The organism is Intestinicryptomonas porci (genome assembly GCF_033971905.1).
Classification (GTDB): Bacteria; Verrucomicrobiota; Verrucomicrobiia; order Opitutales; family Intestinicryptomonadaceae; genus Intestinicryptomonas; species Intestinicryptomonas porci.
On sequence record NZ_JALBUT010000001.1, the window covers coordinates 362,576 to 388,499 of the forward strand.

The window sequence follows — 25,924 nt, forward strand, 5'->3', positions numbered from 1 at the left end:
GTTCAACTGCTATGACGAAAAAATAAAGGAGTTTTCGCGCTCCGGCAATTTCTTAAAAATATGTCAAACGTTTGGCAATAGGCGGCAAAAACGGCGGAAAAAAGTCCGAAACAGGTCAAACCGCGTAAAAATTTTCCAAGCCACAAGAAATCCCATGTTTAAAGGCATTTAAATCTTTTTAAGACTTTTTCAGCCTTCCCCAAACCTCCTGTCATTTAACAAAAATTGCTTTTTGCAGTTTTCTTTTTTTTGTCAACGGCAAAGATGGATTAGCAAAAGTTTAATTTATTTTTTTTATTATAATATTCAAGCACTTGCGGGATTTTTTTTAAATTTGGCAACCGTATTGTTAATACGCATACCTTTTTGCAAGATTAAACTACTGGTTATTAACTATTTAAAATTTAGGAGTAAGTTAAAAAAAAACGATGCGAAAAGAAAAAATCTTTCCAAAGCCGTTATTTTACAAATTTTTGTTGACATGCGTATTAACAATACGCATATTTTTGAATTTTATCATAATTCTATTTTTAATAAAAATGAGAAACATTCAAAAAATTATTGTGGCATTGGGATCCTCTTTATTGTTTCAAGGCGCATATGTTTTCGCCGCAGGGCAATATTTTGTTGAAGAGGATTTTAAGAACCAGACAATCGAAGGTACAAATCCGATAGCTAATTATGTCAGTTCAAAATTGTTGGGCACTCCCGACGAAATTTATATTACGGGCAAAGAGGCGAGCGGCAATACCATTAATGCAAATCAAATTGTCAGTGGCGGGCTTATAGACAGTGGCTCTTCAAAACTTGTTGTTTCAAACAGCAAATTTTTAAACAATGTTGCCACAGTTTCAAGCGGATCTATTTATAGCGGAATATTGACAGGTTCAAACGTTGAAATCCGCGATAGCGAATTTAGCGGGAATACCGCTTCGGTGAATGCGACTTCCGGAAATTATTGGGTATATGGTGGCATTCTGCGTTCGGCTGCAAATAGTGTCGTAAGTTTAGACAATGTAAAATTAGACTCCAACAGTGCAAAAAGCACTCATAGAGTTCAAGGTGGATCGATTCAAGTTTTTAATGGCGGAGTTTTAAATGTAAAAAATTCCTCTATTACAAATAACACGGCGGAGGCAAAGTCCGTGGCGCGTGGTGGAGCAATCGAAAATTATAATGGTACTGTAAATATTTCGGATACTGTTTTTGAAAATAACAGTGTATCAGGCATCAGTGAGCTCGAAAGTTCTACGGAAACTTTTGGCGGAGCGATATACATGTCAAAAGCCAATTCTGTCACAAATTTAACAGATGTAAGTTTTATCGGCAATTCCGCCAAAAAAGGATATGGCGGCGCGCTTTGCCTTGAAAGCGGTTCTACGCTGAATTTGAAAGCTCAAAAGAATGCTGTTTTTTCAGGCAACTACGCCACAAATTCAAACGGTGAAAAAGTTGACGAAAATGGCGGATTCTTATACATAAAGAGCGATTCAAAGGTAAATTTTGATGTTGATGGCGGTGTTGTTCTCACCATAGGCGACGGAACGGCGGGGTATGATTCCATAGCCGCAACCAACTCGTCAAATGCTCTCATAACAAAAGCAGGCTCAGGAGAAATGGTGGTAAACAGCTCCATGGTAAATTACGAATCGAACTTAAATGTCAATGAAGGTTCAATGACTGTAAACGGAGGCTTGGGAGCTAATACTCTTTCCATTGCATCGGGGGCTTCTTTTGCTTCAACGGGAGTTTTTGATATAGGTACTCTCGCAGTTTCTTCAAACGGCAAAATATCTCTTGCGGAAGGATCAACTTATGATGTTTTGCAGATAAATTACGAAGGAGAGCTTTTCAATGGCTACATTTTCTCAATAAGCGATATTTGCGATGGCGAATTTACTGAAAGTGTTGTTTGCAGCGTAATTGAAAACGGCGGGGCGCAATACACGATATTTGATAAATACGGCGTAGAATGGGAATGCTATTATCAAGATAAAACTATTATTGTTGGCTCTATTCCCGAACCTTCGACATACGCGGCAATCTTGGGCGCGCTTGCTCTCGCATTTGCGGCATATCGCAGAAGAAAGTAATTTTTATATAATATAAACAAAAGAACGCAATGGAAGTTTCTCTGTTGCGTTCTTTTTTTGTGTGGAGTAAAATTTGCGTTTATTTGCATGTATGTAAAAAAAAGATGGCATCACTAAACGCCATCTTTTTGTTCTTTTATCCGCTTTTGTTTTATCTGATTTCTTGTCAGATTTCTGTCTTTTAAGTTTTTTTGAGGGGAGAAATCTTACTGCTTTTGCGGTTCGCAAAGCTTTTTAAATACGAGCCAATCCGTAAGCGATTTATGCCAGTTGTCTATCGGCAGCCCGTTTTGGAGTAAGCCGTAGGCATGACCGCCTTTTGAATACAGGTGCAAGTCGGCGTCCACTCCCGCTTCTTTGAGGGCGAGGTAGTAGGCAATGGAGCTGTTTACAAGCCCAGTGTCGTTTTGCGCTTGGACGATGAATGCCGTGGGCGTTTGCGCGTCCACTTTAAACTCTTTTGCCAGTCCGTAGTCTTTGCGGTTGTCTATCCATGCGGGGTAGATTAAAATTGTAAAGTTCGGTTTAGCTGAAACTTCGTCGATTTTGTCGAGCGGCTCGTAGGAGTTTTGGCTGTAAGATGTCGAGGCTCTCGCCGAGAGGTGCCCGCCTGCCGAAAATCCCATTACGCCTATTTTATCGGGGTCGATGTTAAATTTTTTTGCGTTTGCCCTGACAAGGCGGATTGCCCTTTGAATGTCGTTAAAGGCGGCTTCCCTGTCTTTTTGGTCGCTTACTCTGTATTTTAAAATGAAAGCTGAAATTCCAATTGAGTTTAGATAGTTTGCGATGTCTTCGCCTTCCTTGCCGTAAACCAATCCGCTGTAAGCTCCTCCGGGGCAGACTATGACCGCTGTTGTGGGTTTATCGCTTTTTATGGAGTAGATTTGTATGGCGGGAATTGAGACGTTTTTATAGTCGTAGCTTTGGTATTTCCTGCCGGGGATTATTTTTCCCTTCATGTATTCGGGGGCGTCGGTTTTGCTGCCGGGCATTTTCACTCCGTCCCAGAGGTTCATGAACGGGGCGTTTGCAAGGGCGATGGCAGACGCCAGTATTGAGGTAATAAACAGTATGTTTTTTTTCATTTTTCAGATAGGGGGTAAATTTTTTTAGAAACTGGGCAGGTCGGAATCCGAAATTCTTTCGACTTTCGCGCCGAGCAGGGCGAGCTTTTTATCTATAGATTCGTAGCCTCTGTCGAGATGGTAAATTCTTTGTATGAAAGTTTCGCCTTTTGCGCAGAGGGCGGCGATTAAAAGAGCCGCGCTTGCCCTCAGGTCAGACGCCATTATCGGCGCGCCCGAAAGAGGGGTTTTCCCCCTTATTATCGCGCTTGGACCTTCCCTTACGATGTCCGCGCCCATTCTGCCGAGTTCCGAAACATGCATGAAGCGTTCGGGGTATATGCGCTCTGTTATTATGGAAATTCCGCTTACCTGCGTCATTAGCGTGGTAAGCTGGGCTTGCAAGTCTGTAGGAAACCCGGGGTGGGGCATTGTGACGGCTTCTACGGGTTTTAATTTCAAGCCTTCGCCGTCAACAAAAATATCTGACTTGGACTTTATTTGGATGTTTGCTCCCGCCGATTCCAAAATGTCGATGAGCGCGCCCAAGTCCTTTTTTACTGCTCCTTTTATCAAGACTTTTCCGCGCGTTGCGAGGGTTGCGATAATCCATGTTCCCGCTTCTATTCTGTCGGGCAACACTGTGTGCTCCGCGCCTCCGAGTTTGGGAACGCCAGTGATTTCAAGGGTTGGGGAACCTATGCCATCTATAATCGCGCCCATTTTTGCGAGCATTTTGCATAAATCGGCGATTTCAGGCTCGCATGCGGCGTTTTCGATTATTGTTGTTCCGCTTGCCAAGACGCTTGCCATTAGGATGTTGGCTGTTCCCGTCACGGTGCTTCCAAATCTTCCGCCCAAAAAGATGTTTGCGCCTTTCATTCTTCTGGCATCGACTTTCAAATAGCCGCCTTCCGTTTCAATGGCGCAGTTTAAGGCTTTTAATCCTTTTATGTGCAAGTCTATCGGTCTTGCGCCGATTACGCATCCGCCAGGCATGGAAACTTCTGCGCGCTTCATTCTTGCCGAGAGAGGCCCGAGCAGGCATATGGAGGCGCGCATCTTTCTCACCAAATCGTACGGAGCCCTGCTTGATATGTTTTTTGCTTCAATTTCCCAGACGTTCGGTTTGGGGTTTGAAACTTTTGCGCCCAATGAGGCGACGATTTCCGCCATGAAGCGGACGTCGCTCAAATCGGGAACATTTTTTATGACGCATTTTTGGTCGGTCAAAAGGGTTGCCGCGAACATGGGAAGGCATGCGTTTTTCGCGCCCGACACGCACACTTCGCCTTGAAGGCGGACGCCCCCTTTTATACGCATTGCGTCCATTTTAAAAAACGCCTACTGTTTGTCCTGGTTAGCGTTGCGGGGCTTAAAGCCTTTGTCGCCGCGTCTGTTGTGCGGGCGGAAATTCCTGTGGTTTTTGAAGTCGCCGCCTTTTTTGAAATCGCCTTTTGAGTTTGAGAACTTGCGGTTTTTGTTTTTCCAGTCCCCCTTGCGGTTCTTCTTGAATTTTGCGCCGTTTTTCTTGTCTTTTTTAAACAGGGAAGAGAAGAGGCGTTTAATTCTGTTGAAAAGCCCGATTTTCGGCTCTTCTGCCGAATTGTACGACACGAAATCCGCCTTCGCTTCGGGCTTTTTGAATTCGGGGCGGGAATTTTCAAGAGAAATTTCCACCGCTCTTGGCTTGAATTCCGACTTTTCAAAAGACGGGCCTTCGTGCCTTTCTTCTGCGGATTCGGAATTTTCCGATTCGCCTTCGGCGCGGAATTTGCGGTTGCGTTCATGTCTTGGACGGCGGTTTTCTAAGTCGTCTCCGTCTTCGCCCGCATAGCCTTCGATATGTTTGCCGCTCAGTTTTTCCTTGAAAGCGGATATGTCGGCAATTTCGCCGCAAGACGAGTTTTCAGCCGACTGCTCTTTTTTGACGTTTTGGCTTTTGTTGCGATGGTTTTTGCGCGGTTTGTAGGCTTTGGGTTCTTCTGTGGACGGATTTTCTGCGGTTTGCGCGCATGAGCATTCGTTTTCGCATTTGGCTTCTTCTGCAGCGGCTTCGCATTCAGGCGCGACTTGCGCTTCTTTTATTTCTGTGTTTTCTTCCATATTATATATATATGTTTTTATATTTGCAGGGCTTTATTTTTTGGGAGGAATTGCATATAAACCTCCGCATTTTACATTCGGATTTTCGCCCGTAAAAATAAAAACCCGAATGCAGTCCGCTAACGAATTGCATTTTTGCAATGAAATTATTTGCGCGCTTTTTTCCGACAAGCGCGAAAACGGACTTAAAAACTTATTAAAGTTTGCATATTCGTTCGGCTTTTTCAATCTTTTTTTCAGCCTTATGTTTTTTGGGGCGGAATTTGCAAAATCGTTTGACTTATTTTTTTCTTTTTACAAACTAAACGACATAGGGGGCATATTTAAATGTTCATATTTCGGTTTTTCGTTCGGGAAATCGGGGTGTCGTTTTTATGCCTTTCGGCTTTTGCCGCACATTTGAAATTTAATCCTACATAAAAGAATAAAAATGAAACAAGAAAAACTATTCGAGGAGTTCCGCATACCTTCTTACGAGGAGTGGAAAAAGGAGGCAGAGGCGCTTTTAAAAGGCGCGCCTTTCGATAAAAAAATGACGACAAAAACCCCCGAGGGCATTGTCTTGCAGCCGATTTACAACAGAGAGGACGTGAAAAGCGAGCCGTCTCTTCCCGGCGAAGGCGACTATGTAAGGGGCATAGACGCAGGCGGATACAAGGCGAAGCCTTGGGCGATATCGCAGGAGATGTATGCCGCGCTGCCTTCTGAATTTAACGCAAAAATTTTGGACGCCCTAAACAAGGGGCAAACTTCTGTTGAATTGGTTTTGGACGAGCGCACTTGTGCGGGACTTGACGCAGACAGCGACTCCGCCTTGAAAGTCGGCAAAAACGGAATGTCGGCAAGTGTTGCGGCTGACATAGCCCAAGCTTTGAAGGGAGTTGCGGTTGATTGTGTCGATATCAACGTGTTTGCAGGCGCGGCGTCTCCCGCAATCGCGGCGATGCTTTACTCTTCGTTTGAGGGCAAAAAATTCTCAGGCGGATTTTACTTTGACCCCGTTTCGGCATTGGCGGCAAACGGAGAGCTTCCAATGTCGATTGACTGCGCGCTAAACAGAATGTTTGCGCTTGCTGACTACAACGCCAAAAACCAGCCGAAGATGGGCGCAATCGGCGTCAACACCCTGCCGTATTCCTGCTCGGGAGCAAGCGCGGTTGAAGAGCTTGGAGCGGGGTTTGCAACGGCGGTGTTCTACATCAGGGCGATGCTCGAAAGGGGAATGCAAATAGACGAAGTTGCGCCTCTTGTGCGTTTCAGGCTTTCTTTGGGCTCGAATTTCTTTACTGAAATTTCAAAAATCAGAGCCGCGCGTTCCGTTTGGAGCAAAATTATAGGAGAGTTTGGCGGAAATGCGGAATCGCGCAAGATGAGAATTTCTGCCCGCACCACGCGCTTCAACAAGACAGTGTTCGACCCTTATGTGAATATGCTCCGCGCCACAACCGAAGCTTTTTCGGGCGTAATCGGCGGCGTTGAAAGCATGACGGTTGCTCCGTTTGACGAAGTTGTGCGTCGCCCCGACGATTTTTCGATGCGCATAGCGCGCAACACGCAAATCGTCTTGCAGGAAGAATGCAACCTCTGTGATGTCATAGACCCTGCGGGCGGTTCGTTCTTCGTTGAAAGCCTGACTTCGGAAATCGCGGAAAAAACATGGGCGTTCTTTGCCGAAATAGAGGCAAAAGGCGGCATTGTGAAAGCTCTTGAAGACGGCTTTATACAAGATAAAGTTTCCGCGACTTCCGACGGAAGAAAGAAGCTTTACGACACTCGAAGAAGCGTTGTTGTAGGCACCAACTCATACGCGAATTTAATTGAAAAACCTTTGGAAAAGCCTGCCTGCCGCTGTGCGGAAGTCGCAAAAGAACGTGCGCAATCCGTTTCCTCTCTCCGCAAGAATGTGGATTTCGACTTGTCGGGGAAAAGCGGGGCAGAGGCGATGTCTGCAATGATTTGCGCTGTTTCAAAAGGCGCGAGCGTGCAGGCGGTCTGCGAAAAACTTTGCGTTTGCGGCGGCAAAAAGGCGGAAGTCCGCAAGCTCGACATCCACAGGGCTGTCGAACACTTCGAGGCTTTGAGGCGTGCAAGCGCGGAATTTAAGGCGAAGACGGGTTCAGCTCCAAAAATCTTTTTGGCGACGATGGGTCCTCTTGTACAGCACAAGGCGCGCGCGGACTTCATAAGGGGCTTCTTTGAAGTCGGCGGTTTCGACGTGGTTTATCCTAAAGGATTTGCAGATGCGGAAAGCGCGGCTAAGGCGTTTTCTGAAAGCGGCGCAAAGTATGCCGTCATTTGCTCTACTGACGCGACGTATCCCGAACTTGTTCCGCAGGTTGCGCGTGCGCTTAAATCGGCAAAGCCCGATTCGACCGTGCTGCTTGCGGGCGTTCCCGCTCCAGAATTTGAGGCTTCCTACAAAGAGGCGGGAATGGACGGCAGCATCAGCATAAAATCAAACAACTATGAAACGCTCAAATCGTTTTTGGGCGCGCTCGGAGTAATATAATTTGAAAGGATAATTCAATGGCTAAAAATCCTGATTTTACAAAGGTTGCTTTTTCGAACGCTTCCAAAGGCGAAGGTTTCGAGGCATGGCGCAAGAAGATTGAAAAAGAGACGGGCAAAGATCTCGACTCTCTTATAACTGAAACAATGGAGCAGGTAAATGTCGATCCCCTTTACACGGCGCAAGCCTACAAGGGCATGGAGCATTTGGGCTACACTGCGGGCATTGCGCCGTTTTTGCGCGGTCCTTACGCCACGATGTATGTTGTCCGCCCGTGGACTGTCCGCCAGTATGCGGGCTTTTCGACTGCGGAGGAATCAAACGCGTTTTACCGCAGAAATCTCGCGGCGGGGCAGAAGGGGCTTTCAATCGCCTTCGACCTTGCAACTCACAGGGGTTACGACTCCGACCATCCGCGTGTAATCGGCGATGTCGGCAAGGCGGGCGTTGCGGTTGACTCCATTTTGGACATGGAAGTTTTGTTCGACCAGATTCCGCTTTCGCAAGTCTCCGTTTCTATGACGATGAACGGCGCGGTTTTGCCGATTTTGGCTTTCTACATCGTTGCCGGCTTGGAGCAGGGCTGCAAGCTTGAACAGCTTACAGGCACAATCCAAAACGACATCTTGAAGGAGTTTATGGTGCGCAACACCTACATCTATCCCCCGACGCCTTCAATGAAAATCATCGGCGATATTTTTGCGTACACTTCAAAAAACATGCCGAAGTTCAACAGCATTTCAATTTCAGGCTACCACATGCAGGAAGCGGGTGCGACTGCCGACTTGGAAATGGCTTACACTCTCGCGGACGGCTTGGAATATTTGCGCCAGGGCGTAAAGGCGGGCTTGCATGTTGACGACTTTGCCCCGCGCCTCAGCTTCTTCTGGGCGATAGGCAAAAACTACTTTATGGAAGTCGCCAAAATGAGGGCGGCGCGTATGCTTTGGGCTAAAATCGTAAAGCAGTTCGACCCGAAAAACCCGAAGAGCATGGCGCTTCGCACCCACTCGCAGACAAGCGGATGGTCGCTTACCGAGCAGGACCCGTTCAACAATGTTGCGCGCACTTGCATCGAGGCTATGGGTGCGGCTTTGGGGCATACGCAGAGCTTGCACACAAACGCTTTGGACGAAGCTATCGCGCTTCCAACAGACTTTTCCGCAAGAATTGCAAGAAACACTCAGCTTTACTTGCAGGACGAAACAGGCATTTGCCGCGTAATCGACCCATGGGGCGGTTCTTACTATGTGGAAAGCCTGACAAAGGCCCTCTACGAACGCGCATGGGGGCATATTCAGGAAGTCGAAGAGCACGGCGGCATGACAAAGGCAATCGAAGCAGGCTTGCCGAAGCTTAGAATTGAAGAGGCTTCCGCCCGCCGCCAGGCGCGCATTGACAGCGGACGCGAAACCATTACGGGGCTTAACAAATACCGCCTCGAAAAGGAAGAAGCTTTGGATATTCTTGCAATCGACAACACAGCAGTGCGCGAAGCGCAAATCAAGAAGCTCAAAAAGCTCCGCGAAAACCGCGATAATGCGAAAGTCCGCCAAATTTTGGACGAAATCACCCGCGTGGCAGATACGGGCGACGGCAATTTGCTTGCCCTTTCCGTTGAGGCGGCGCAGGCTCGCGCGTCTTTGGGCGAAATCAGCAGTGCGTGCGAAAAGGTGTTTGGCAGGTACAAGGCGGTGATTCGCTCAATCAGCGGCGTGTACGAAAAGGAATTCAAGAAAGGCTCTGCAAATATGGCAAAGATTGAAGAAGTTTCCGAAATGATAAAGAAATTCGAAGCTCATGAAGGTCGCAGACCGCGCATTCTCATCGCTAAGATGGGGCAGGACGGTCATGACCGCGGCGCGAAAGTCGTTTCGACGGGCTATGCCGACTTGGGCTTTGACGTCGATATCGGGCCTCTTTTCCAGACTCCCGAAGAAACCGCGAAGATGGCGGTGGAAAATGACGTCCACGTTGTCGGTATGAGCTCTTTGGCGGCGGGGCACAAGACATTGCTTCCCGCGCTGGTCGAAGAGTTGAAAAAGCTCGGAAGAGAAGATATTATCGTAATCGTCGGCGGTGTTATTCCCGCGCAGGATTACGACTTCCTTTACGAACACGGAGCAAGCGCAATCTTTGGTCCCGGAACTGTTGTTCCCGACGCCGCAAAGAAGATTATGGAACTTCTGCTGGAAGGCGCGGAATAGTATTCGTCTTTGTGAAAAATCAAAAAGACGCCGTTTTAGGCGTCTTTTTTTTGTGTCGATACGGAATTTGCTATTTTATCGGTACTGCTTTTAGCATCTTGCAGAGTTCGCATTGAGTTTCTTTTGTCTTGCAAGTGTGGGCTTTGCAGTGTTCGCGCCCGTAAAAAATAATTTGCAGGTGGAGTTTGTTCCAAGAGCTTTCGGGAAAAAGTTTTTTCAAGTCCTTTTCGGTCTGCTCAACAGACTTTCCGCTTGTAAGATGCCATCGGGTCGCCAAGCGGTGTATGTGGGTATCGACGGGAAATGTCGGCACTCCGAAAGCCTGCATCATGATTACCGACGCCGTTTTATGCCCGACGCCTGCGAGGCTCTCCAAATCTTTCATGTTTTGAGGAACTTCTCCGCCGAATTTTTCCAAAAGAGTTTTGGAAAGCTTTGATATGTTGTTTGCCTTGTTTTTTGAAAGACCGCAGGGGCGTATGATTTCCTGTATCTTTTCGACAGGCAGCTTTGCCATGTCTTTGGGGTTGTCGGCAAGATCAAAGAGAGCGGGCGTAACTTCGTTTACGCGCTTGTCGGTGCACTGCGCCGAAAGCAGTACCGCTATCAAAAACGTAAACGGATTTCTGAACTTTAAAGGAATTTCCTGCGTGGGATAGAGATTGTCAAGGTACTCCGAAATAATCTCCGCTTTTTCCTTTTTTGTCATAAATTAAACGTTTGGAGTCTGTGTTTGGGGGGCTTCAAAACCGAAAAACCATACCGATTTTTTTGTCGTCACGCCGTGCTCGTCAGTTGAAGTGCAGGCGTAAAGGAAAATTGAAATGGCAAAAAGTAATATGAGCTTTAATGTTTTCATGAAATCGAAGTTTTTATGTTTTTTTCAAAAAAGCAACAATTTAAAATACATGTTGAGTTTAATAATTGACGAAAGCCCTTAAAAATACTCAAATTAAGTTTTAAATTTTATTATATGAGCGAAGAACCAAAACATTTTATTGCGCAAATTGTGGAAGCCGACATCGCAAACGGCTTGCCTCCCTCGCACGTGCACACCAGATTTCCGCCCGAGCCGAACGGCTGTCTGCATATCGGGCACGCAAAGGCGATATGCCTTGACTTCGGAACGGCTATGCAATACGGCGGAAAATGCAATCTTCGTTTCGACGACACAAATCCGACGAAGGAAGACACGAGGTTTGTCGATGCAATTCAGGAAGATATCAAGTGGCTTGGCTTCGATTGGAACGGCGGCATGTACTACGCTTCCGACTATTTTGAAAAGCTTTACAGCCTTGCAGAAGAGCTGATTTTAAACGGCAAGGCGTATGTATGCACTTTGTCTTCCGAAGAATTTAAGGAATACAGGGGCGTCCCCGGCGAACCCGGAAAACCCAGCCCGCATCGCGACAGACCCGTTCAAGAAAGTCTGGACTTGTTCCGCAGAATGAGGGCGGGAGAATTTGAGGAAGGGCAGTATGTTTTGAGGGCGAAAATCGACATGGCGTCTCCCAACATGCATATGCGCGACCCCGCCATTTATCGCATCAAAAAGGACTTCCACCACCGCACGGGCAACGCATGGTGCATTTATCCCATGTACGATTTCGCGCACTGCCTTTCAGACGCGATAGAGGGCATAACGCACTCTCTTTGCACTCTTGAATTTGACGTCCATAGACCTCTTTACGATTGGTTTGTCGAAAACACGAGCATCATCAAGACTCTTGAAATCCAGCCGCGCCAGTACGAATTTGCGCGCCTTAATTTGACTTACACGATGATGAGCAAGCGCAAGCTCCAGCAGCTTGTCGAAGAAAAAGTCGTGGACGACTGGGACGACCCCCGCATGCCGACCATCGCGGGAATGCGCCGCAGAGGCTACACCGCAAAGGCAATCCGCGCATTTTGCGAGGACATAGGAATTACCAAATTCAACAGCCTTACCGACTTCGCTCTTCTCGAATACCATTTGAGGCAGGATTTAAACAAAACCGCGCTTCGCCGCATGGCTGTTTTCGACCCGATAGAAGTCGAAATCGAAAATTGGCAGGAGGGCGAAACCGATTGGCTTGACGCCGTGAACAATCCCGAAGACGAAAGCGCGGGTTCGCGCAAAATTCCGTTTTCAAAGCACATATTTATCGAGCGCGACGACTTTATGGAAAATCCGCCGAACAAGTATTTCCGCTTGAAGCCGAACGGCGAAGTCCGCTTGCGCTACGCGTATTTGCTGACTTGCAAAGACGTGATTAAAAACGAAAAGGGCGAGATTGTCAAAATTATAGGCGTCATAGACCGCGCAAGCCGCGGCGGAAACGCGCCCGACGGCAGAAAAGTAAAGGGAACAATCCACTGGGTTGACGCCTCAAACTGCGTAAAGGCAGACGCAATGATTTACGACAAACTTTTCACAAAAGCCGACATGGGCGATTTGGCGGAGGGCGAAGATTTCAAGGATTATCTGAATCCGCAGTCTCTCGTCAAGAAGACCATGTACGCAGAGCCGTCCGTAAAAGAATTGAAGCCGGGCATTCCCGTGCAATTTGAAAGAGTGGCATACTTTATGGCTGATTCCAAAAGCTTTAAAGACGGCGTCCTTGCGTTTAACCGCACGGTAACCTTGAAAGACTCTTTTTCAAAGGCGGCGGCAAAGTAATTTTAGGAAGTTATGCCAAGAGCTCAAACTTGGCATAATAACTAAAAATGAAAAATTTTATGCGAAGATTTCCATTTCTGAAATCTTCGTATTGTTATTTATTTTAGGTGTGTAAGCGGCGGTTTTTGCATTCATAGAGTGCCCGCAATTTTTTTTGTAAAATTGAAGCAGAGAAGTTTTGCATTCGCTAAGTAGTAATTAAAAAGTTATCCTCCAAAAAACTCTTTGGCATCGGTTTTGGAGATGTTTTGCATATTGACGTATCGGGAGCGGAGTAGGGAGAGGTCGCGGTGCCCCATATTGAGCTGGAGTCGCGGGAGGTCGGAGTATCTTTTCGTAAAATAGCTTGCGTAGGTATGTCTTAATACGTCTTGCACCCAATGCCCCTTGAATCCTGAATTATCCCTGATTTTACGCCATCTTCCGCGCCAGTTTGTCGGGCAGACCTCGACTTTTTCCGCCTGCGATTTTTGAAGCAAACCCCTCAGTTTCGGGCAAATCTCGACATGCCGCACGCCGCCTGTCTTCGAGCAAATCGAACGCACCGTGATTGAGTTATCGTCCAAATCGATGTCGTTCCACTTGAGTTTGCGCACTTCACGCGGACGTATGCCAGCAAGTGTGAGTAAGCCGACTGGCGCGAGGCAAGATTTGTACTTTTCGGTTTGCGCAATCTGTAAAAGACGCTTGGTTTGAGCGAGCGTTAAAGGCTTAATTTCGCGCTCAATTACCTTCTTGCGCTCAATGAGGGAAACCAGGTTCTTTTCACACCACTCGTGACGAAAGGCAAAGTTGAAAAGCGCATGTAACATAGCGCGCGCCTTGTTGAATTGAGATGGTGTGTCGAATGTAGAACTAAGCCACTTTTCGCAATCTTCTAAACTTAAGTCTGAAAAATTGGACTTTGCAAACTTTGGGGAAGCTTTTAAGAGACGAGCTCCTAAATACTTTATGTCTCGCAAAGAGTCGGGGCGCAAATGCGATTTGGAGCTTAAATAAAGCGCAAAACCTTTTTCGAGCGACATTTCAGTTTTGCATAACCTTTTTTTAGCATTTTCTATGATGCTTGCGCAGAATTGAATGCTTGTTAATTTGCACTTTTTGCCACGTGCATCTAATATATTTTTTACTAAACGTGCCGCATCTAAAATAGATATACCAGTTCCCCTCAACAATTCCCTAGCCGATATAATTTCATTTTCCATAGTATTGATAATACTATAGTCAAGAGTGAAATGCAAAAATCCTTTTGAGATATTGGAAAGTTTTTAGTTTTTTGAAAAGTTGGGAGTTTGATTTTTTTTTCGCTACAAAAGTAAGCACATATCTTTAAGGTGTTAAATTTCAGCTTGTTATGGGTTTTAAAGTGATATAGTATTATCAATACTATATTGCCCTAATATGAAACAAGAAAAAGTGTTAGTTTATGCTGAAATCGTTAATTTTCTAAAAGAAAACACATTTGAATTCCCTATCCCTACATTAAAATTTAAAAGTTTATTTTGGGTAAGAATTGTTGATGGTTCTATTGTTGTCTTAACGGTGCAAAATAAAAAATATGTTATAAGCGAAGCAACATATAATCGATTCTTGGAAAGAAGAATAACAAAAAATTATCAATTTTTCAATAGAAAAGAGCAATATATTATTTCTATATTGCGAGAATTGCTTTCTTTAAACCTTATTACTTCTTGTGGCATTTTTTTAAGAAATACTCACCCATTGATTGGAACAAATCAACAAGCAACTTAAAACATACTTCTTGTTTTATTGTTAATAATAAAGATCCAATAGGTGTTTTTAATGACATTTTAATTAAATTGTTAAAAAAGCTTTCAGTTAATTTAAACGATAAAGAAGTGAAAGCTTTTATATTAAATCAAATAAGGGAATTGGGGTGCGCTACTGCATTGGTGGTTTTAAAAGAGTTCTTAAGCAATATTGTAAAATGTGCGTTTGTTGATATTACAGGCGTTGCTATTGAGGGGGTAATATTAATTCTTATAGTAAAAAAAATTATGGAATTGCTCCACAAGGAATTAAGAGAACAGATTGGTTGTCAATCTTAAATTAAAATTTTAAATAAAAAACTCAAAAGAAAAGGAAAACAAAATGTCGAAAGAACAAAAGAGAAGAGAAGGAATTGCCGAACTTCATTCCCTATTAAAAAACGGAATAGAAGGTAATATAACACTGCCAATGACAATTAACAGCAAACAAGAGTTGCGAGATTTGGTAAAATTACTAAGCGAAAAGCTAACGTATAATCTTAATTATAATAGCTCTTTGAAAATTATGTATGAGGACGAATGTTTGAATAATCAGTCGGATGACTTTCAAGAAATAGAATAAATGAAAAACATATGAGAAAGTATCTTTTTACTGTAGTATTAGTTTTTTTTAGCTTAAACAGCTTTGCCGATTACGAAAGTTACACTAATCAAAATGTAAGCGGACAAGATTTTTCAGGACGTTCGCTTGTACGTTCTCTATGGCGAGATGCAACTGCAGTTGAAACTAATTTTTCAAATTCCGACCTCACAAATGCGGATTTCGAATCCGCCACACTCACAAATGCGGATTTTACCGATGCCGTAATAACAGGCGCGTATTTTTACAATACAACATCAAAAGGCTTTACGAAAGAGCAGTTATATAGCACGGCAAGCTATAAGAATAAAGATCTAAGCGATGTGGGTTTAGGTTACAACGATTTAACAGGTTGGAATTTTGCAGGGCAAACCCTCACGAATGCGGATTTGAGTGGAGCAACCCTCACGAATGCGAATTTAGGTTTTGCCACACTCACGAATGCGAATTTAGGTTTTGCCACCCTCACGAATGCGGATTTGAGTGGAGCAACCCTCACAAATGTCTATTTCGAATCCGCCACACTCACGAATGCGGATTTGAGTGGAGCAACCCTCACAAATGTCTATTTCGAATCCGCCACACTCACGAATGCGGATTTGAGTGGAGCAACCCTCACAAATGTCTATTTCTATTTCGCCACTCTCACTAATGCGGATTTTACCGATGCCGTAATAACAGGCGCGAATTTTGGAAATACAACATCAGAAGGCTTTACGAAAGAGCAGTTATATCGCACGGCAAGCTATAAGAATAAAGATTTAAGCGGCGTGGATTTGTTCTCAAACAATTTGACAGGTTGGAATTTTGCAGGGCAAAACCTCACAAATGCCAGTTTCTATTCCGCCACGCTTACAAATGCGGATTTTACCGATGCCGTAATAACAGGCGCGGATTTTTACAATACAACATCAAAAGGCTTTACGAAAGAGCAGTTATATCGCACGGCAAGCTATAAGAATAAAGATTTAAGCGGCGTGGATTTAGGTTACAACGATTTAACAGGTTGGAATTTTACCGATGTCATAATAACAGGCGCGAATTTTGGAAATACAACATCAAAAGGCTTTACGAAAGAGCAGTTGTATAGCACGGCAAGCTATAAGAATAAAGATTTAAGCGGTGTGGGTTTAGGTTACAACGATTTAACAGGTTGGAATTTTACCGATGTCATAATAACAGGCGCGTGTTTTAGAAATACAACATCAAAAGGCTTTACGAAAGAGCAGTTGTATAGCACGGCAAGCTATAAGAATAAAGATTTAAGCGGTGTGGATTTGTCAGGTAACGATTTAACAGGTTGGGATTTTAGCTCGCAAACCCTCACAAATGCCAATTTCTATTCTGCCACACTCACGAATGCGGATTTGAGTGGAGCAACCCTCACGAATGCGAATTTAGGTTTTGCCACACTCACGAATGCGGATTTGAGTGGAGCAACCCTCACGAATGCGAATTTAGGTTCTGCCACACTCACGAATGCGGATTTGAGTGGAGCAACCCTCACGAATGCGAATTTAGGTTTTGCCACACTCACGAATGCGGATTTGAGTGGAGCAACCCTCACGAATGCGAATTTAGGTTTTGCCACACTCACGAATGCGGATTTGAGTGGAGCAACCCTCACAAATGCGTATTTTGCCGATGTCATAATAACAGGCGCGGATTTTGGAAGTACAACATCAAAAGGATTTACGAAAGAGCAGTTATATCGCACGGCAAGCTATAAGAATAAAGATCTAAGCGGTGTGGGTTTGTCAGGTAACGATTTAACAGGTTGGGATTTTAGCTCGCAAAACCTCACAAATGCGGATTTTAGTGGAGCAAGGTTTATAGGAAAAACTTCGTTTGGGAATAGTGTAAGCCGCACATCCGATTTAAGTGGCGCCAACTTTACAAATGCCGATTTTTCTGGCGTTAGTGGTTATATTTACTTAAAAGGCGTAAACACAAATTTTACTGGTGCAGATTTTACTGGTACTAGATTATATGGCGTTTCAAACTCTAGCGATTTTAATTTTGAGAATGCAAATTTCACAAATGTAAAAGATTATGCTTCGGCAAATCTACTCTTTTACCACGCAAACATTAAAGGGGCTAATTTTACGCAAAACATTACATCTTCACTCGGTGCTGATTATTCTACTTTTACTTCAGCATTGTATGTTACAAAAAGCTATCTCGAGCATGATTTAAGTGGAATAAATTTTACAAATTGCTTCACCTACAATTATGGTTTCGAGCGCGTAAATTTAAATTTCCAAAATCAAAATTTGACAGGCGCAAATTTGACAAATGTTGGGCGTGATGTGCAGTGGATTAAAAATCCACAACCTTATGATATTTTCATGCAAAATATCGTTAGTTGCGATTTTCGAGGTGCAAATTTGACAGATGCTATAATAAATGGAGCAAGCATAGCCTACATAACTTCTGAGCAATTATATTCAACAGCCAGTTACAAGAATAAAAATTTGAGTGGCGTTTGGTTCTATTCCTTATATTCCAATTCAATGTCATCTGAAAACGTTGACCTCACTGGTCAAAATTTGACAAAGGCATTTTTAGATGTGTCGCTAGCGAATTTCGATTTGACTGACAGCATAATAAATGAAGTCAGCTTTGGTAGAAATAGTGCGTTGTCAAAAGAACAATTATATAGCACAAAAAGCTACAAAGATAAAAATTTGCAAGGTATAGGCCTTTTTTTCAGAGAGATTGATTTAAGCGGTTTTGATTTTTCATGTCAAGATTTGACAAACGCCTGTTTTTGTCTAGCAGGGGCATCTCCAAATTTGCTAGATGCAGATTTTACTGATGCAATAATTACAAATGTAATCTTTTCATCATATTCAGATCCTGGGTTATTTTCTGATTCTAGTGGCTTTACAAAAGAACAGCTTTACTCTACCAAAAATTATAAGGAAAACAATTTAGGTGGAATTAAACTAGTCGGGAAAATATATGGTTGGGATTTTAGAGGTAAAGACATTTCCCAAATGGATATTTCCAATCGTCGTAACATAATAAGCACTGACGGCACAATATTGGATTTTGCAATGGCATCAAGCGATGATAGTTTTTCGATTCGCAAATATGTTTCGCAAGTTGCAACAATGGCATTAGATGGTGATTCTACCATTTCCGCAAAGATTGATAAAACTGCAAGCATTTCAAATTCAACTTTAACCCTTGAATCAGATGCGGAGCTTGAAGTTGTTGAAAATGCAACATTGGTTCTTGCAGATGGTGGCAAGATTGTGTTTGAAGCTAGCGAAGGCGAAAAGAGCATTCTTCAAATCGCGGAAGGCTCCGCCTTCAACTTTGCAGACGGCGCAAGCATAGAAATTTTACTTACGGAAGATTTCAAAACTCCGCAGACATTTGCCGTAATGAATTGGACTGATGTATCAAAAATTACAGGGCTTGAAAATCTCGTAAAAGGCGAAAATATTTTTGTTGAAAGCGATGTCGCGCACATTTGGGGCTGGAGCTTTTCAGTTGAATCCGACGGTCTGTATATTTCCGTTCCCGAACCTGCAACTTATGCGGCGATATTCGGAGCGTTGGCGTTGGCATTTGCCGCATACCGCAGAAGAAAGTAGATTTTTTGATTTTACGAAAAAAGCATGAGGAGGCGGCGTAATGTCGTTTCCTCTTTTTTATGCTCCCGTTTTGTCGTATAAAAAAAGGTTGAAAGAATTTATCTTTGTGCCATAAGTTATTCGTTTAAAAATTGCAATTATGGATTATATTTACAAAAAGGCAATCCGCCCGATTTTCTTCAAGCAGGATCCCGAATCTGTGCATTCTCTTGCGGTAAAGGGCTTGCAGTGTCTTGGCGCGCTTGCTCCGATTAGGGCGGCGATGGAAAAGTTTAATCTTGTCCGCGACGAAAATCCCGTGGAAATTTTCGGGGTGAAATTTCCGAACAAGGTCGGGCTTGCCGCAGGGTTTGACAAGGACGCCTTGGTATGGCGCGCGATGCCCGCCCTCGGGTTCGGGCATGTGGAAATCGGCACGATTACCTGCCACGCACAGGCTGGCAATCCCAAGCCCCGCATTTTCCGCTATCCCGAAGGCGAAGCCATCGTTAATTTTTGCGGATTTCCAAACGACGGCGCGGACATTGTTGCCGACCGTCTTGCAAAGCTTTTTAAATCCAAATCGAAAAAAGTTCCTTTGGGCATAAACATCGGCAAGTCCAAGATAACGCCGATAGAGGACGCCGCGCAGGACTATGTCTATTCATACAACAAGCTTGCCGACTTCGCGGACTATTTCACCGTAAACGTGAGTTGCCCGAATTTGCCTGAGCTTCGCAAGCTTCAATCAAAAAGCGAGCTTTCGGGGCTTTTGCAGTCGTTAAAGGATGCCGACGCGGAGCGCGCCGAAAAATTCGGAAAGGCGAAAATCCCGTTTCTTGTAAAAATATCTCCCGATTTGAGTTTCAGGGAAATAGACGACATAATTGAGATTGCCGAAAATATGGACTTGGGCGGCATTGTCGCAACCAACACCACGACTTCCCGTCCCGATGGCTCGAATTACGAGGCAAAAGGCGGATTGAGCGGCGCGCCGCTTTTTGAAAAATCGCGCGAAGTTGTGGGGTATATTTGCAAGCGCACCAAAAAGCCCGTAATTGCCGTCGGCGGAATTTCAACCACCGAAAGGGCGTCGATGATGTTTGACGCGGGCGCGTGTCTTGTTCAAATATATTCGTCTTTCATATACAACGGTCCTTTCTTTGCGAAGGAGATTGCAAAGTCGCTTTACTGGCGGGACGGAAGGAAATGGCTTTAAACTCTTTGCCCCGTCGGAAGCGTCGGGGCTTTTTTTTGACTGTAATTCTTGTCCTTCAATTTTTTATCTTTACTCTGCCGCGTTTTGGGTGTTTCATGATTTATTGAAAACAGGGGGGAGTCATGATTAGGGGGATATTGTTTTTTTCGGCGTTTTTTGCGTTTATGCAAATTTCTTTTGCCGATATTCTTACGCTTAATAACGGCTATGTTTTTAAAGGAGAGCTTCTTTCTAAGACGGATAAAAATGTCGTTTTTAAGACGGATTTTGGCGAAATCAAGGCGGATTTAAATTCTGTCTCCAAGCTTGATGTCGAAACCAAGAGGGAAGCGGTTTTGGTTTCTTCAAATGCAAAGCCCAAAGAGGAAGAACCGAAGAAAGAGGAAAAAATTAAAGAGCCTGAATTTAATCTTGAAAAATATTTGCAGTCTTACAGGGAATTTGTGCATTCCAATGTCCCGAAAGGCTGGGAGTTCAGAATTGCGGGCGCGGTTGAGCAGCGCAACACAAATTCGTCAACCAACGCTTACAGGGCGTCTTTCAACGCAAAAAAGGCTTGGGAAAATTCCTCAGAATTTTTCTTCAATGCCTATTACGACTATGCGGTCGAAAAAAATTCCCTCGGCGGCAAATACCGCACGACCGACAAGTATGGCGCAATCACAAACTACAAATATTTTTTCAGCGGAACTTCTTGGTTTGCAACCAACACGTTGGCGTACAGCGCGGACACAATCGCAAACATAGACGACCAGGTTGATGAAATCATAGGTATTGGCAGGAAGTTTAAATTTTTTGACGATACTCTGCTTATAAATATCTCGATAGGTCCCGCGATTAGGTATGTCAACGCGAGAAATTACGACGACCATTGGCTGCCAATGGGGACATTCGTGCAGGATTTTTCATGGCAGTTGCACAAGTACGTCAGGGCGGAGCAGTCTCTATACACGGGCGGGGTTGTATTTGCGGGCGTCGGGCTTTCCGATGTCAGCAAATACAACTATGTCGTAAACTTGGGTTTGGTGTTCAAACTTACGGAGGTAATGGATATTGCGATGCGTTATTTTTACAGTTACAACAATGTCAACTCTCCGTCCGCTCAAAAGGAGGAAGAGCGCATTTTGCTTTCCTTTGAACTGCCTCTCAAATAGGAATTATAATTGTATGAAAATTCACAAATTAAAATTAACAGTTTTGTTGTCTGCCATTTTTGCGTTAAGTTCGCTGAATGCGGGCATACGCTTTAAAAACATATATCAAAATGACATGGTTTTGCAGGCGGGAGAAGAAAATATTGTTGCAGGCGTGTCGTCTCCAAATTCCGCCATAGATGTCATTGTGTCGGCGAAATCCAAGGACGGCAAGGCATCCGTAAAAAATTTGAAAGCAAAGGCGAATAAAAAAGGAGCGTGGTCTGTAAAAATACCTTCTTTCCCGAAGCGGACTATTTTGGAAATTTCCGCAAAAAATGAAAACGGCGAAACAGCGGCAATCTCGAATGTGGTAACGGGAGAACTCTGGCTTGGTTCGGGGCAGTCGAACATGGAATGGAACTTCAATGCGGATACGATTGACCCCAAATATCTCCAAAAATACCGCGAAATTGCCGATTCGATGAAAGCAGATGTGCGCACCTTCAAAACTTCCCGCTTGCTCTTTACCGAACCTTCCGATGAAGTGGGCGGGCGATGGAATGTTATAGAGGGGCGCAATTTGGATAGAAGCGGAAGCCAGCTTGGGTTTATTTTCGCCTGCATATTGTCTAAGGCTCTCGACACTCCAGTTGGTTTTATTGACACCTCTTGGAGCGGTTCTCGAATCGAGCCGTGGATTTCAAAAGAGGCTTTGAGAAAGGCAAATCCCCAAATCAGGGTTGAAGGCAGGATTATGGATTGGGCGGAGTATGAAAGCTGCTTAAATAATTTTGAAAAATTGCGCAGGGATTATCTCAATAATTACAGAAAATGGTTTGAAGAAAATCCAACGGAAGAGCTTCAAAACAAAAATCGCGCAAGTTGCCCCGAAAAGCCGATTGACGAGATCTCGATAGATAATTTGCCGTCCAAAATGTACAATGCAAAAGTTCACGGCATTGCGCCCCTCTCTCCCAAGGGCGTATTGTGGTATCAGGGCGAGTCCAATTCGAGCGAGCCGTATCAATATCCCGCCCTGATAAAGCTTTTGGTTAACTCTTGGCGCAAGCATTTTAAACGCGAATTTTACTTCTATTATGTTGATCTTGCCGCGCATAGGGATACGCAGAGTCAGCCTGCGCATTGCGGCTCTTGGGGCGGAATCAGAGACGCAATGGCGGAGGTGCTCTCTCTTCCCAAAACGGGAGTCGCCACTTCAATCGATAGCGGCGGTTCAAAAAAACAGGGTCAAGGCGACATCCATCCGCCGCATAAGGAGATGATAGCGACCCGCCTTGCAAATCTGGCTCTTGCCGAAGTGTATAAAAAGGGAAGCGTCAAGGCGGTTCGTTCTCCGTATTATTCGGGGGAATATAAAATATCGGGTAATAAAATAATCGTAAAAATTGCCAACGCGGAAGGCTTGCGCAAAATGAATGGCAAGGAAAAATTGACAGGCTTTGCCGTTCGTGGCGAAAATCCGCGCGACTGGAAATGGGCGGATGCCGAAATAAACGGCGATACGATTATTCTTTCAAGTCCTGATGTTCCCGAACCTAAGGCGGCTCGGTATGCATGGGCAAATTGGCCGATTGTTTCAGTCGAAAGCAGGCATGGCTTGCCGTTGCGCTCTTTTTCTACCGATGGCGGAGCTTATTTGGACTGGAATAAAAAGAAAGGCGAATCTAAATAAATTTTTAGGACAAGGCTCTGAAATCCCCTTGTCTATCAATAAAAAAGCCTGCAAATTCTCTTGTTTGCAGGCTTTTTTAACCGTCGGGGAGGGGAAATCCCCTTTGTTTGATTATTCGGATTTTTTGTAATTTTTATATTCGGCAAGCTCCGACTCTGTGAAGCGCGAAGCATTTTCTTTCGAGAAATCCGACAGCATTTGCGTGGTTTTAAGTGGGTCTGTTTTGAATACGGGAATGCTTGCAAGCTCCGACTTCTCGTTTATGTACTCGACAAATTCTATCAGCATCGGCTGTTTTGAATTTATCTCTTCTATCTCGAAATCGGAATTTAAAAGCTCTTCGATTTTTTCCGCGCGGAGAAAGGGGTTTGTGCGGCTTAAAATCTTCATCGCGCCCATGAAATATTTTTCGTCTTTAATTTTTTCCTGAAAAATCGTTTGGCTTGGGTGGCTGCCTATGGCGTGGCGTTTTATCGGGGCTTCGTCGGGCGCGGACCAGCGTCCTGTTGCGGGATTTTTTACAATTCTAAAAGACGAGTCTTTCCCCCAGGTTATTGAAAATTCGTTCGCAAACTCCTGCGAAGTTATTGCGTTTGCATAGCGTTCAATCAACAGTTCCCTGTCCTGGTTTGTGGCGGCTTTTTGCAGGATATAATGAAGTTCGATTAAGAGCTTAAACATTTCAGTGTCCGACAATTCATCATCTTTGTCGGCGTCAAAACGATAGCGGATTTGATAGGAAGACGGAATTTTGGAAAGTATTGTCTTTCTCTTGGGTATTGAGATTTTTGTCGGCAATTCTTCGTCTGTTCCGCAGTCGAACGTGTCTCCGTTATTGAAAAATCTCATGATTTTCCCGCTGTTTTTGTCTTTTGCGGTTAGGGTTTTGGGAAATTTTTTTCGGTAATTTTGATACTTTAACCAAATATCCGACTGTTCCTTGTCGCTTTTTGCGTCAAATATTTCGCGCAAGAATTTTGACAATGCCTGCTTTTCGGAAAAGGCGTCGGAAGCTATGATTTCGGGCTTTTTTAGTTCGCAAGCTTGCGCCGTGTTTGAAGATTGCGATTGGTTTGCATGGGAGATGGCGGCAAGAGCGAATAAAATTAAAACAGCGTAAAAACTTTTCATAAAATGATTATAAATTTGCTTTTTTATTTATTATCGCACCAAAAAAGCCTTATGCAAGCCAATTTATTCGGCTTTTCTCTTGTTGTTAAATCTTGCAAAGTTTTCTACTCGGCGAAATACTGCCGTTTGCTTCAATGCCAAATTCTTGTTGCCAAAATATGAAATTTTAAATTCGCTAAAAAAAGAAAATCTTTCCTTTTGCATTATGAAAATAAAAAACAGTTTTCCACAATTTCCACTTTAATCGGCGCATTTTTGTTCTTGGCAAACATCGCTTTTGCGGAGTTGCCGCGCCTTGAATTTATCGACAGGCAAAAGGGGACGGCGAGGCTTTTTGTCGGCGGAAAGCCATTTGTAATATTGGGTGGAGAGCTTTTGAATTCGAGCGGCTCGACTGCTTCTGATATGGCAAATAAGTGGGAAAACTTGAAGGCGTTGAATTTGAATACCGTAATACTGGCCGTACCATGGGAGCAGATTGAAAAAGAAGAGGGCAAGTTCGATTTTTCCGAATTAAAATTAATCATAAAGCAGGCGGGTAAAAACAAAATGAAGCTTGTTCTGTTGTGGTTTGGAAGTTGGAAAAACGGAAATTCAGGCTACGCGCCATATTGGGTCATGACTAATCCTGATAGATTTCCGCGAATGGAAAACAAGGACGGCAAGTTTATTCCCTATCTTTCAAATTTGTCGGAAGAGGTTTTGAAGCATGACAAGAGAGCGTTTCTTGCACTTATGAATTTCATAAAGATGGAAGACTCAAAGGGCGAAGTCGTGGTAATGGTGCAGATTGAAAATGAAATAGGGCTTCTTGGCGATTCAAGAGACCGCTCAAAAAATGCCGACAAAGTCTTTTCTGAAAATGTCCCTTCCGAACTCGTTAAAAGCTTGAAAGAAAAGAAAGACCGCTTGCTTCCTGAAATCGTAAGCGCGTGGGAAAAGAACGGACGTCGGGAAGTCGGCTCGTGGCAGGAGCTTTTCGGTCAGAAAAACTTCCTTGCCGACGAAATGTTTATGGCGTGGCACTATGCAAAGTTCGTGAATGCCCTCGCTTCGGAAGGCAAGAAAATCCACAATATCCCGATGTATGTGAACGCGTGGACAATCGGAATGGACAATCCTCCCGCAGGAGTCTATCCCAGCGGAGGTCCCAATTACAGAATGCTTGATGTATGGCAGTCGGGCGCGCCCGATGTCGATATTTTGGCGATAGACAATTACCAAAAAGAATATTCAAAAAAAATAAATCAGTTTTTTAACAGGGGAAATCCCATATTCATTCCCGAAGCGTGCGCTCTCTGGGAAGGCGACAATTTGAGTGCCGGCGCAAAAGCTTTTTACACGATAGGGGAGTTTGGCGCAATAGGATTCAGCCCCTTTGCGATAGACCATAAAACGTATTCAAAGGTGCATCCTCTTGCGAAAGCCTATGAAGTTTTAAACAATTTAATGCCCGAAATTTCAAAGGCTCGCGCGGGCGAAAATATGCGTGGATTTATGAAAGAAAATCAGGACGTTGACGCGTTTGACATCGGGGACATAAAGGTTAGAGTGCACTATAATTTTAAGTCGTACAAAGGATTCGGACTTGTTGTTCGCCTTAACGAAAATGAATTTTTAGTTGCCGCGACGGGTGTAGATGTGCATTTTGAGTCTTTAAATCCCGATAAGAAGGGACTTGTTTTCGGTTTAACCCAAGAGGGATATTATAAAAACGGCAAATGGATTACAACGCGCTACCTTGGCGGAGACGAAGCGCATGGCGGGGTTGCAGGGCTTCATTTGCCGCCCGTTTATTTGAAGGGGGATGCCGACGAATCCCAAATTTCCATCGTGAAAATAAACCTCTATCAGGTAAGGGAAAGACCTTGATTTTCTCTTGAATAAGAATTTTTGCGAAAAACAGAATAACCTATTGTTTTCCCGAAATTAATCCAAGAACAATGGCGCGAACGGTAAAAGTTTAAAGACTATCGGTTTCGGGTAATTGCGGAATAAAGAGCTAAATCCGTGAAAAATCAAATCGCTCATCGTCAAAGGTAGTGGGATGAGGGTAGAAGAAGTAGAAAAAAATGGAGGCAAAGAGGACGGAAGTCCTACAATGCCTCTTATGCTGTTTAGTTTTTATAGAGTAATACGAAGTTGGCGAA

Annotated in this window: 19 protein-coding genes; 12 read left to right on the plus strand and 7 right to left on the minus strand. The window is 44.1% G+C overall.

Annotated elements, in window-relative coordinates; all coding sequences use genetic code 11:
- Window positions 1-539: 539 nt before the first annotated feature.
- Entirely contained in the window at window positions 540-2,093 is a 1,554-nt protein-coding gene (locus tag MOX91_RS01685; RefSeq protein WP_370396342.1) for a PEP-CTERM sorting domain-containing protein, read from the plus strand.
- A 206-nt stretch (window positions 2,094-2,299) separates the two neighbouring features.
- On the opposite strand, the gene MOX91_RS01690 is transcribed toward MOX91_RS01685, so the two are convergent.
- The 3 genes from MOX91_RS01690 to MOX91_RS01700 are packed head-to-tail and all read right to left on the minus strand — an operon-like array spanning window position 2,300 to window position 5,266.
- Window positions 2,300-3,181, minus strand: coding sequence for an alpha/beta hydrolase (locus MOX91_RS01690; protein ID WP_370396343.1), 882 nt, complete (start codon window positions 3,179-3,181; stop codon window positions 2,300-2,302).
- A gap of 24 nt (window positions 3,182-3,205) precedes the next feature.
- Entirely contained in the window at window positions 3,206-4,492 is a 1,287-nt protein-coding gene (gene murA, locus MOX91_RS01695) for a UDP-N-acetylglucosamine 1-carboxyvinyltransferase (RefSeq protein ID WP_370396344.1), read from the minus strand.
- Between the two features lie 12 nt (window positions 4,493-4,504).
- Window positions 4,505-5,266 carry a hypothetical protein gene (locus tag MOX91_RS01700; RefSeq protein WP_370396345.1) on the minus strand — a complete coding sequence of 254 codons (762 nt, stop codon included), beginning with the start codon at window positions 5,264-5,266 and terminating at the stop codon, window positions 4,505-4,507.
- A gap of 430 nt (window positions 5,267-5,696) precedes the next feature.
- Here MOX91_RS01700 and MOX91_RS01705 point away from each other — a divergent pair, with 430 nt between their 5' ends.
- Together MOX91_RS01705 and scpA are read left to right on the plus strand one after the other, a co-directional pair.
- On the plus strand, window positions 5,697-7,775 hold the full coding sequence (locus tag MOX91_RS01705; RefSeq protein ID WP_370396346.1) for a methylmalonyl-CoA mutase family protein: 2,079 nt from the start codon (window positions 5,697-5,699) through the stop codon (window positions 7,773-7,775).
- Window positions 7,776-7,792: 17 nt separating this feature from the next.
- Window positions 7,793-9,982 carry a methylmalonyl-CoA mutase gene (gene scpA / locus MOX91_RS01710; protein ID WP_370396347.1) on the plus strand — a complete coding sequence of 730 codons (2,190 nt, stop codon included), beginning with the start codon at window positions 7,793-7,795 and terminating at the stop codon, window positions 9,980-9,982.
- 70 nt (window positions 9,983-10,052) lie between these two features.
- Here scpA and nth read toward each other — a convergent pair whose 3' ends face one another.
- Together nth and MOX91_RS01720 are read right to left on the minus strand one after the other, a co-directional pair.
- On the minus strand, window positions 10,053-10,691 hold the full coding sequence (gene nth / locus MOX91_RS01715) for an endonuclease III (protein WP_370396348.1): 639 nt from the start codon (window positions 10,689-10,691) through the stop codon (window positions 10,053-10,055).
- A gap of 3 nt (window positions 10,692-10,694) precedes the next feature.
- Complete coding sequence (locus MOX91_RS01720) at window positions 10,695-10,841, minus strand: hypothetical protein (protein WP_370396349.1); 147 nt, start codon at window positions 10,839-10,841, stop codon at window positions 10,695-10,697.
- Between the two features lie 114 nt (window positions 10,842-10,955).
- On the opposite strand from MOX91_RS01720, the gene MOX91_RS01725 reads away from it, so the two are divergent.
- Complete coding sequence (locus MOX91_RS01725; protein WP_370396350.1) at window positions 10,956-12,641, plus strand: glutamine--tRNA ligase/YqeY domain fusion protein; 1,686 nt, start codon at window positions 10,956-10,958, stop codon at window positions 12,639-12,641.
- 206 nt (window positions 12,642-12,847) lie between these two features.
- On the opposite strand, the gene MOX91_RS01730 is transcribed toward MOX91_RS01725, so the two are convergent.
- The gene (locus MOX91_RS01730; protein ID WP_370396351.1) at window positions 12,848-13,666 is read right to left on the minus strand and encodes a tyrosine-type recombinase/integrase; all 819 of its coding nucleotides are present in this window, start codon (window positions 13,664-13,666) and stop codon (window positions 12,848-12,850) included.
- Between the two features lie 376 nt (window positions 13,667-14,042).
- Here MOX91_RS01730 and MOX91_RS01735 point away from each other — a divergent pair, with 376 nt between their 5' ends.
- The 7 genes from MOX91_RS01735 to MOX91_RS01765 all read left to right on the plus strand — a co-directional run bounded on the left by MOX91_RS01735 (window position 14,043) and on the right by MOX91_RS01765 (window position 22,643).
- The gene (locus MOX91_RS01735) at window positions 14,043-14,393 is read left to right on the plus strand and encodes a hypothetical protein (RefSeq protein WP_370396352.1); all 351 of its coding nucleotides are present in this window, start codon (window positions 14,043-14,045) and stop codon (window positions 14,391-14,393) included.
- Between the two features lie 68 nt (window positions 14,394-14,461).
- Window positions 14,462-14,710 (plus strand): hypothetical protein, encoded by a 249-nt coding sequence (locus MOX91_RS01740; RefSeq protein ID WP_370396353.1) that lies wholly within the window; start codon window positions 14,462-14,464, stop codon window positions 14,708-14,710.
- 43 nt (window positions 14,711-14,753) lie between these two features.
- A complete protein-coding gene (locus MOX91_RS01745) occupies window positions 14,754-14,993 on the plus strand; it encodes a hypothetical protein (RefSeq protein ID WP_370396354.1) in 240 nt (79 codons plus the stop codon).
- An 11-nt stretch (window positions 14,994-15,004) separates the two neighbouring features.
- Window positions 15,005-18,616, plus strand: a complete 3,612-nt coding sequence (locus tag MOX91_RS01750) for a pentapeptide repeat-containing protein (protein ID WP_370396355.1) — start codon at window positions 15,005-15,007, stop codon at window positions 18,614-18,616.
- Window positions 18,617-18,755: 139 nt separating this feature from the next.
- Window positions 18,756-19,814, plus strand: coding sequence for a quinone-dependent dihydroorotate dehydrogenase (locus MOX91_RS01755; protein WP_370396356.1), 1,059 nt, complete (start codon window positions 18,756-18,758; stop codon window positions 19,812-19,814).
- 122 nt (window positions 19,815-19,936) lie between these two features.
- Window positions 19,937-20,968 (plus strand): DUF481 domain-containing protein, encoded by a 1,032-nt coding sequence (locus MOX91_RS01760; protein WP_370396357.1) that lies wholly within the window; start codon window positions 19,937-19,939, stop codon window positions 20,966-20,968.
- A gap of 13 nt (window positions 20,969-20,981) precedes the next feature.
- Window positions 20,982-22,643 (plus strand): hypothetical protein, encoded by a 1,662-nt coding sequence (locus tag MOX91_RS01765; RefSeq protein WP_370396358.1) that lies wholly within the window; start codon window positions 20,982-20,984, stop codon window positions 22,641-22,643.
- 111 nt (window positions 22,644-22,754) lie between these two features.
- On the opposite strand, the gene MOX91_RS01770 is transcribed toward MOX91_RS01765, so the two are convergent.
- Entirely contained in the window at window positions 22,755-23,774 is a 1,020-nt protein-coding gene (locus MOX91_RS01770) for a hypothetical protein (RefSeq protein ID WP_370396359.1), read from the minus strand.
- A 198-nt stretch (window positions 23,775-23,972) separates the two neighbouring features.
- Here MOX91_RS01770 and MOX91_RS01775 point away from each other — a divergent pair, with 198 nt between their 5' ends.
- Window positions 23,973-25,646, plus strand: a complete 1,674-nt coding sequence (locus tag MOX91_RS01775; protein ID WP_370396360.1) for a GH35 family beta-galactosidase — start codon at window positions 23,973-23,975, stop codon at window positions 25,644-25,646.
- The last annotated feature ends 278 nt before the right edge of the window (window positions 25,647-25,924 follow it).

What these genes read in the sequence shown, in the direction of transcription:
- MOX91_RS01685 (WP_370396342.1), top strand. Translation starts at nt 540, where the DNA reads ATGAGAAACATTCAAAAAATTATTGTGGCATTGGGATCCTCTTTATTG.
- MOX91_RS01690 (WP_370396343.1), bottom strand. Translation starts at nt 3,181, where the DNA reads ATGAAAAAAAACATACTGTTTATTACCTCAATACTGGCGTCTGCCATC.
- murA (WP_370396344.1), bottom strand. Translation starts at nt 4,492, where the DNA reads ATGGACGCAATGCGTATAAAAGGGGGCGTCCGCCTTCAAGGCGAAGTG.
- MOX91_RS01700 (WP_370396345.1), bottom strand. Translation starts at nt 5,266, where the DNA reads ATGGAAGAAAACACAGAAATAAAAGAAGCGCAAGTCGCGCCTGAATGC.
- MOX91_RS01705 (WP_370396346.1), top strand. Translation starts at nt 5,697, where the DNA reads ATGAAACAAGAAAAACTATTCGAGGAGTTCCGCATACCTTCTTACGAG.
- scpA (WP_370396347.1), top strand. Translation starts at nt 7,793, where the DNA reads ATGGCTAAAAATCCTGATTTTACAAAGGTTGCTTTTTCGAACGCTTCC.
- nth (WP_370396348.1), bottom strand. Translation starts at nt 10,691, where the DNA reads ATGACAAAAAAGGAAAAAGCGGAGATTATTTCGGAGTACCTTGACAAT.
- MOX91_RS01720 (WP_370396349.1), bottom strand. Translation starts at nt 10,841, where the DNA reads ATGAAAACATTAAAGCTCATATTACTTTTTGCCATTTCAATTTTCCTT.
- MOX91_RS01725 (WP_370396350.1), top strand. Translation starts at nt 10,956, where the DNA reads ATGAGCGAAGAACCAAAACATTTTATTGCGCAAATTGTGGAAGCCGAC.
- MOX91_RS01730 (WP_370396351.1), bottom strand. Translation starts at nt 13,666, where the DNA reads ATGTCGCTCGAAAAAGGTTTTGCGCTTTATTTAAGCTCCAAATCGCAT.
- MOX91_RS01735 (WP_370396352.1), top strand. Translation starts at nt 14,043, where the DNA reads ATGAAACAAGAAAAAGTGTTAGTTTATGCTGAAATCGTTAATTTTCTA.
- MOX91_RS01745 (WP_370396354.1), top strand. Translation starts at nt 14,754, where the DNA reads ATGTCGAAAGAACAAAAGAGAAGAGAAGGAATTGCCGAACTTCATTCC.
- MOX91_RS01750 (WP_370396355.1), top strand. Translation starts at nt 15,005, where the DNA reads ATGAGAAAGTATCTTTTTACTGTAGTATTAGTTTTTTTTAGCTTAAAC.
- MOX91_RS01755 (WP_370396356.1), top strand. Translation starts at nt 18,756, where the DNA reads ATGGATTATATTTACAAAAAGGCAATCCGCCCGATTTTCTTCAAGCAG.
- MOX91_RS01760 (WP_370396357.1), top strand. Translation starts at nt 19,937, where the DNA reads ATGATTAGGGGGATATTGTTTTTTTCGGCGTTTTTTGCGTTTATGCAA.
- MOX91_RS01765 (WP_370396358.1), top strand. Translation starts at nt 20,982, where the DNA reads ATGAAAATTCACAAATTAAAATTAACAGTTTTGTTGTCTGCCATTTTT.
- MOX91_RS01770 (WP_370396359.1), bottom strand. Translation starts at nt 23,774, where the DNA reads ATGAAAAGTTTTTACGCTGTTTTAATTTTATTCGCTCTTGCCGCCATC.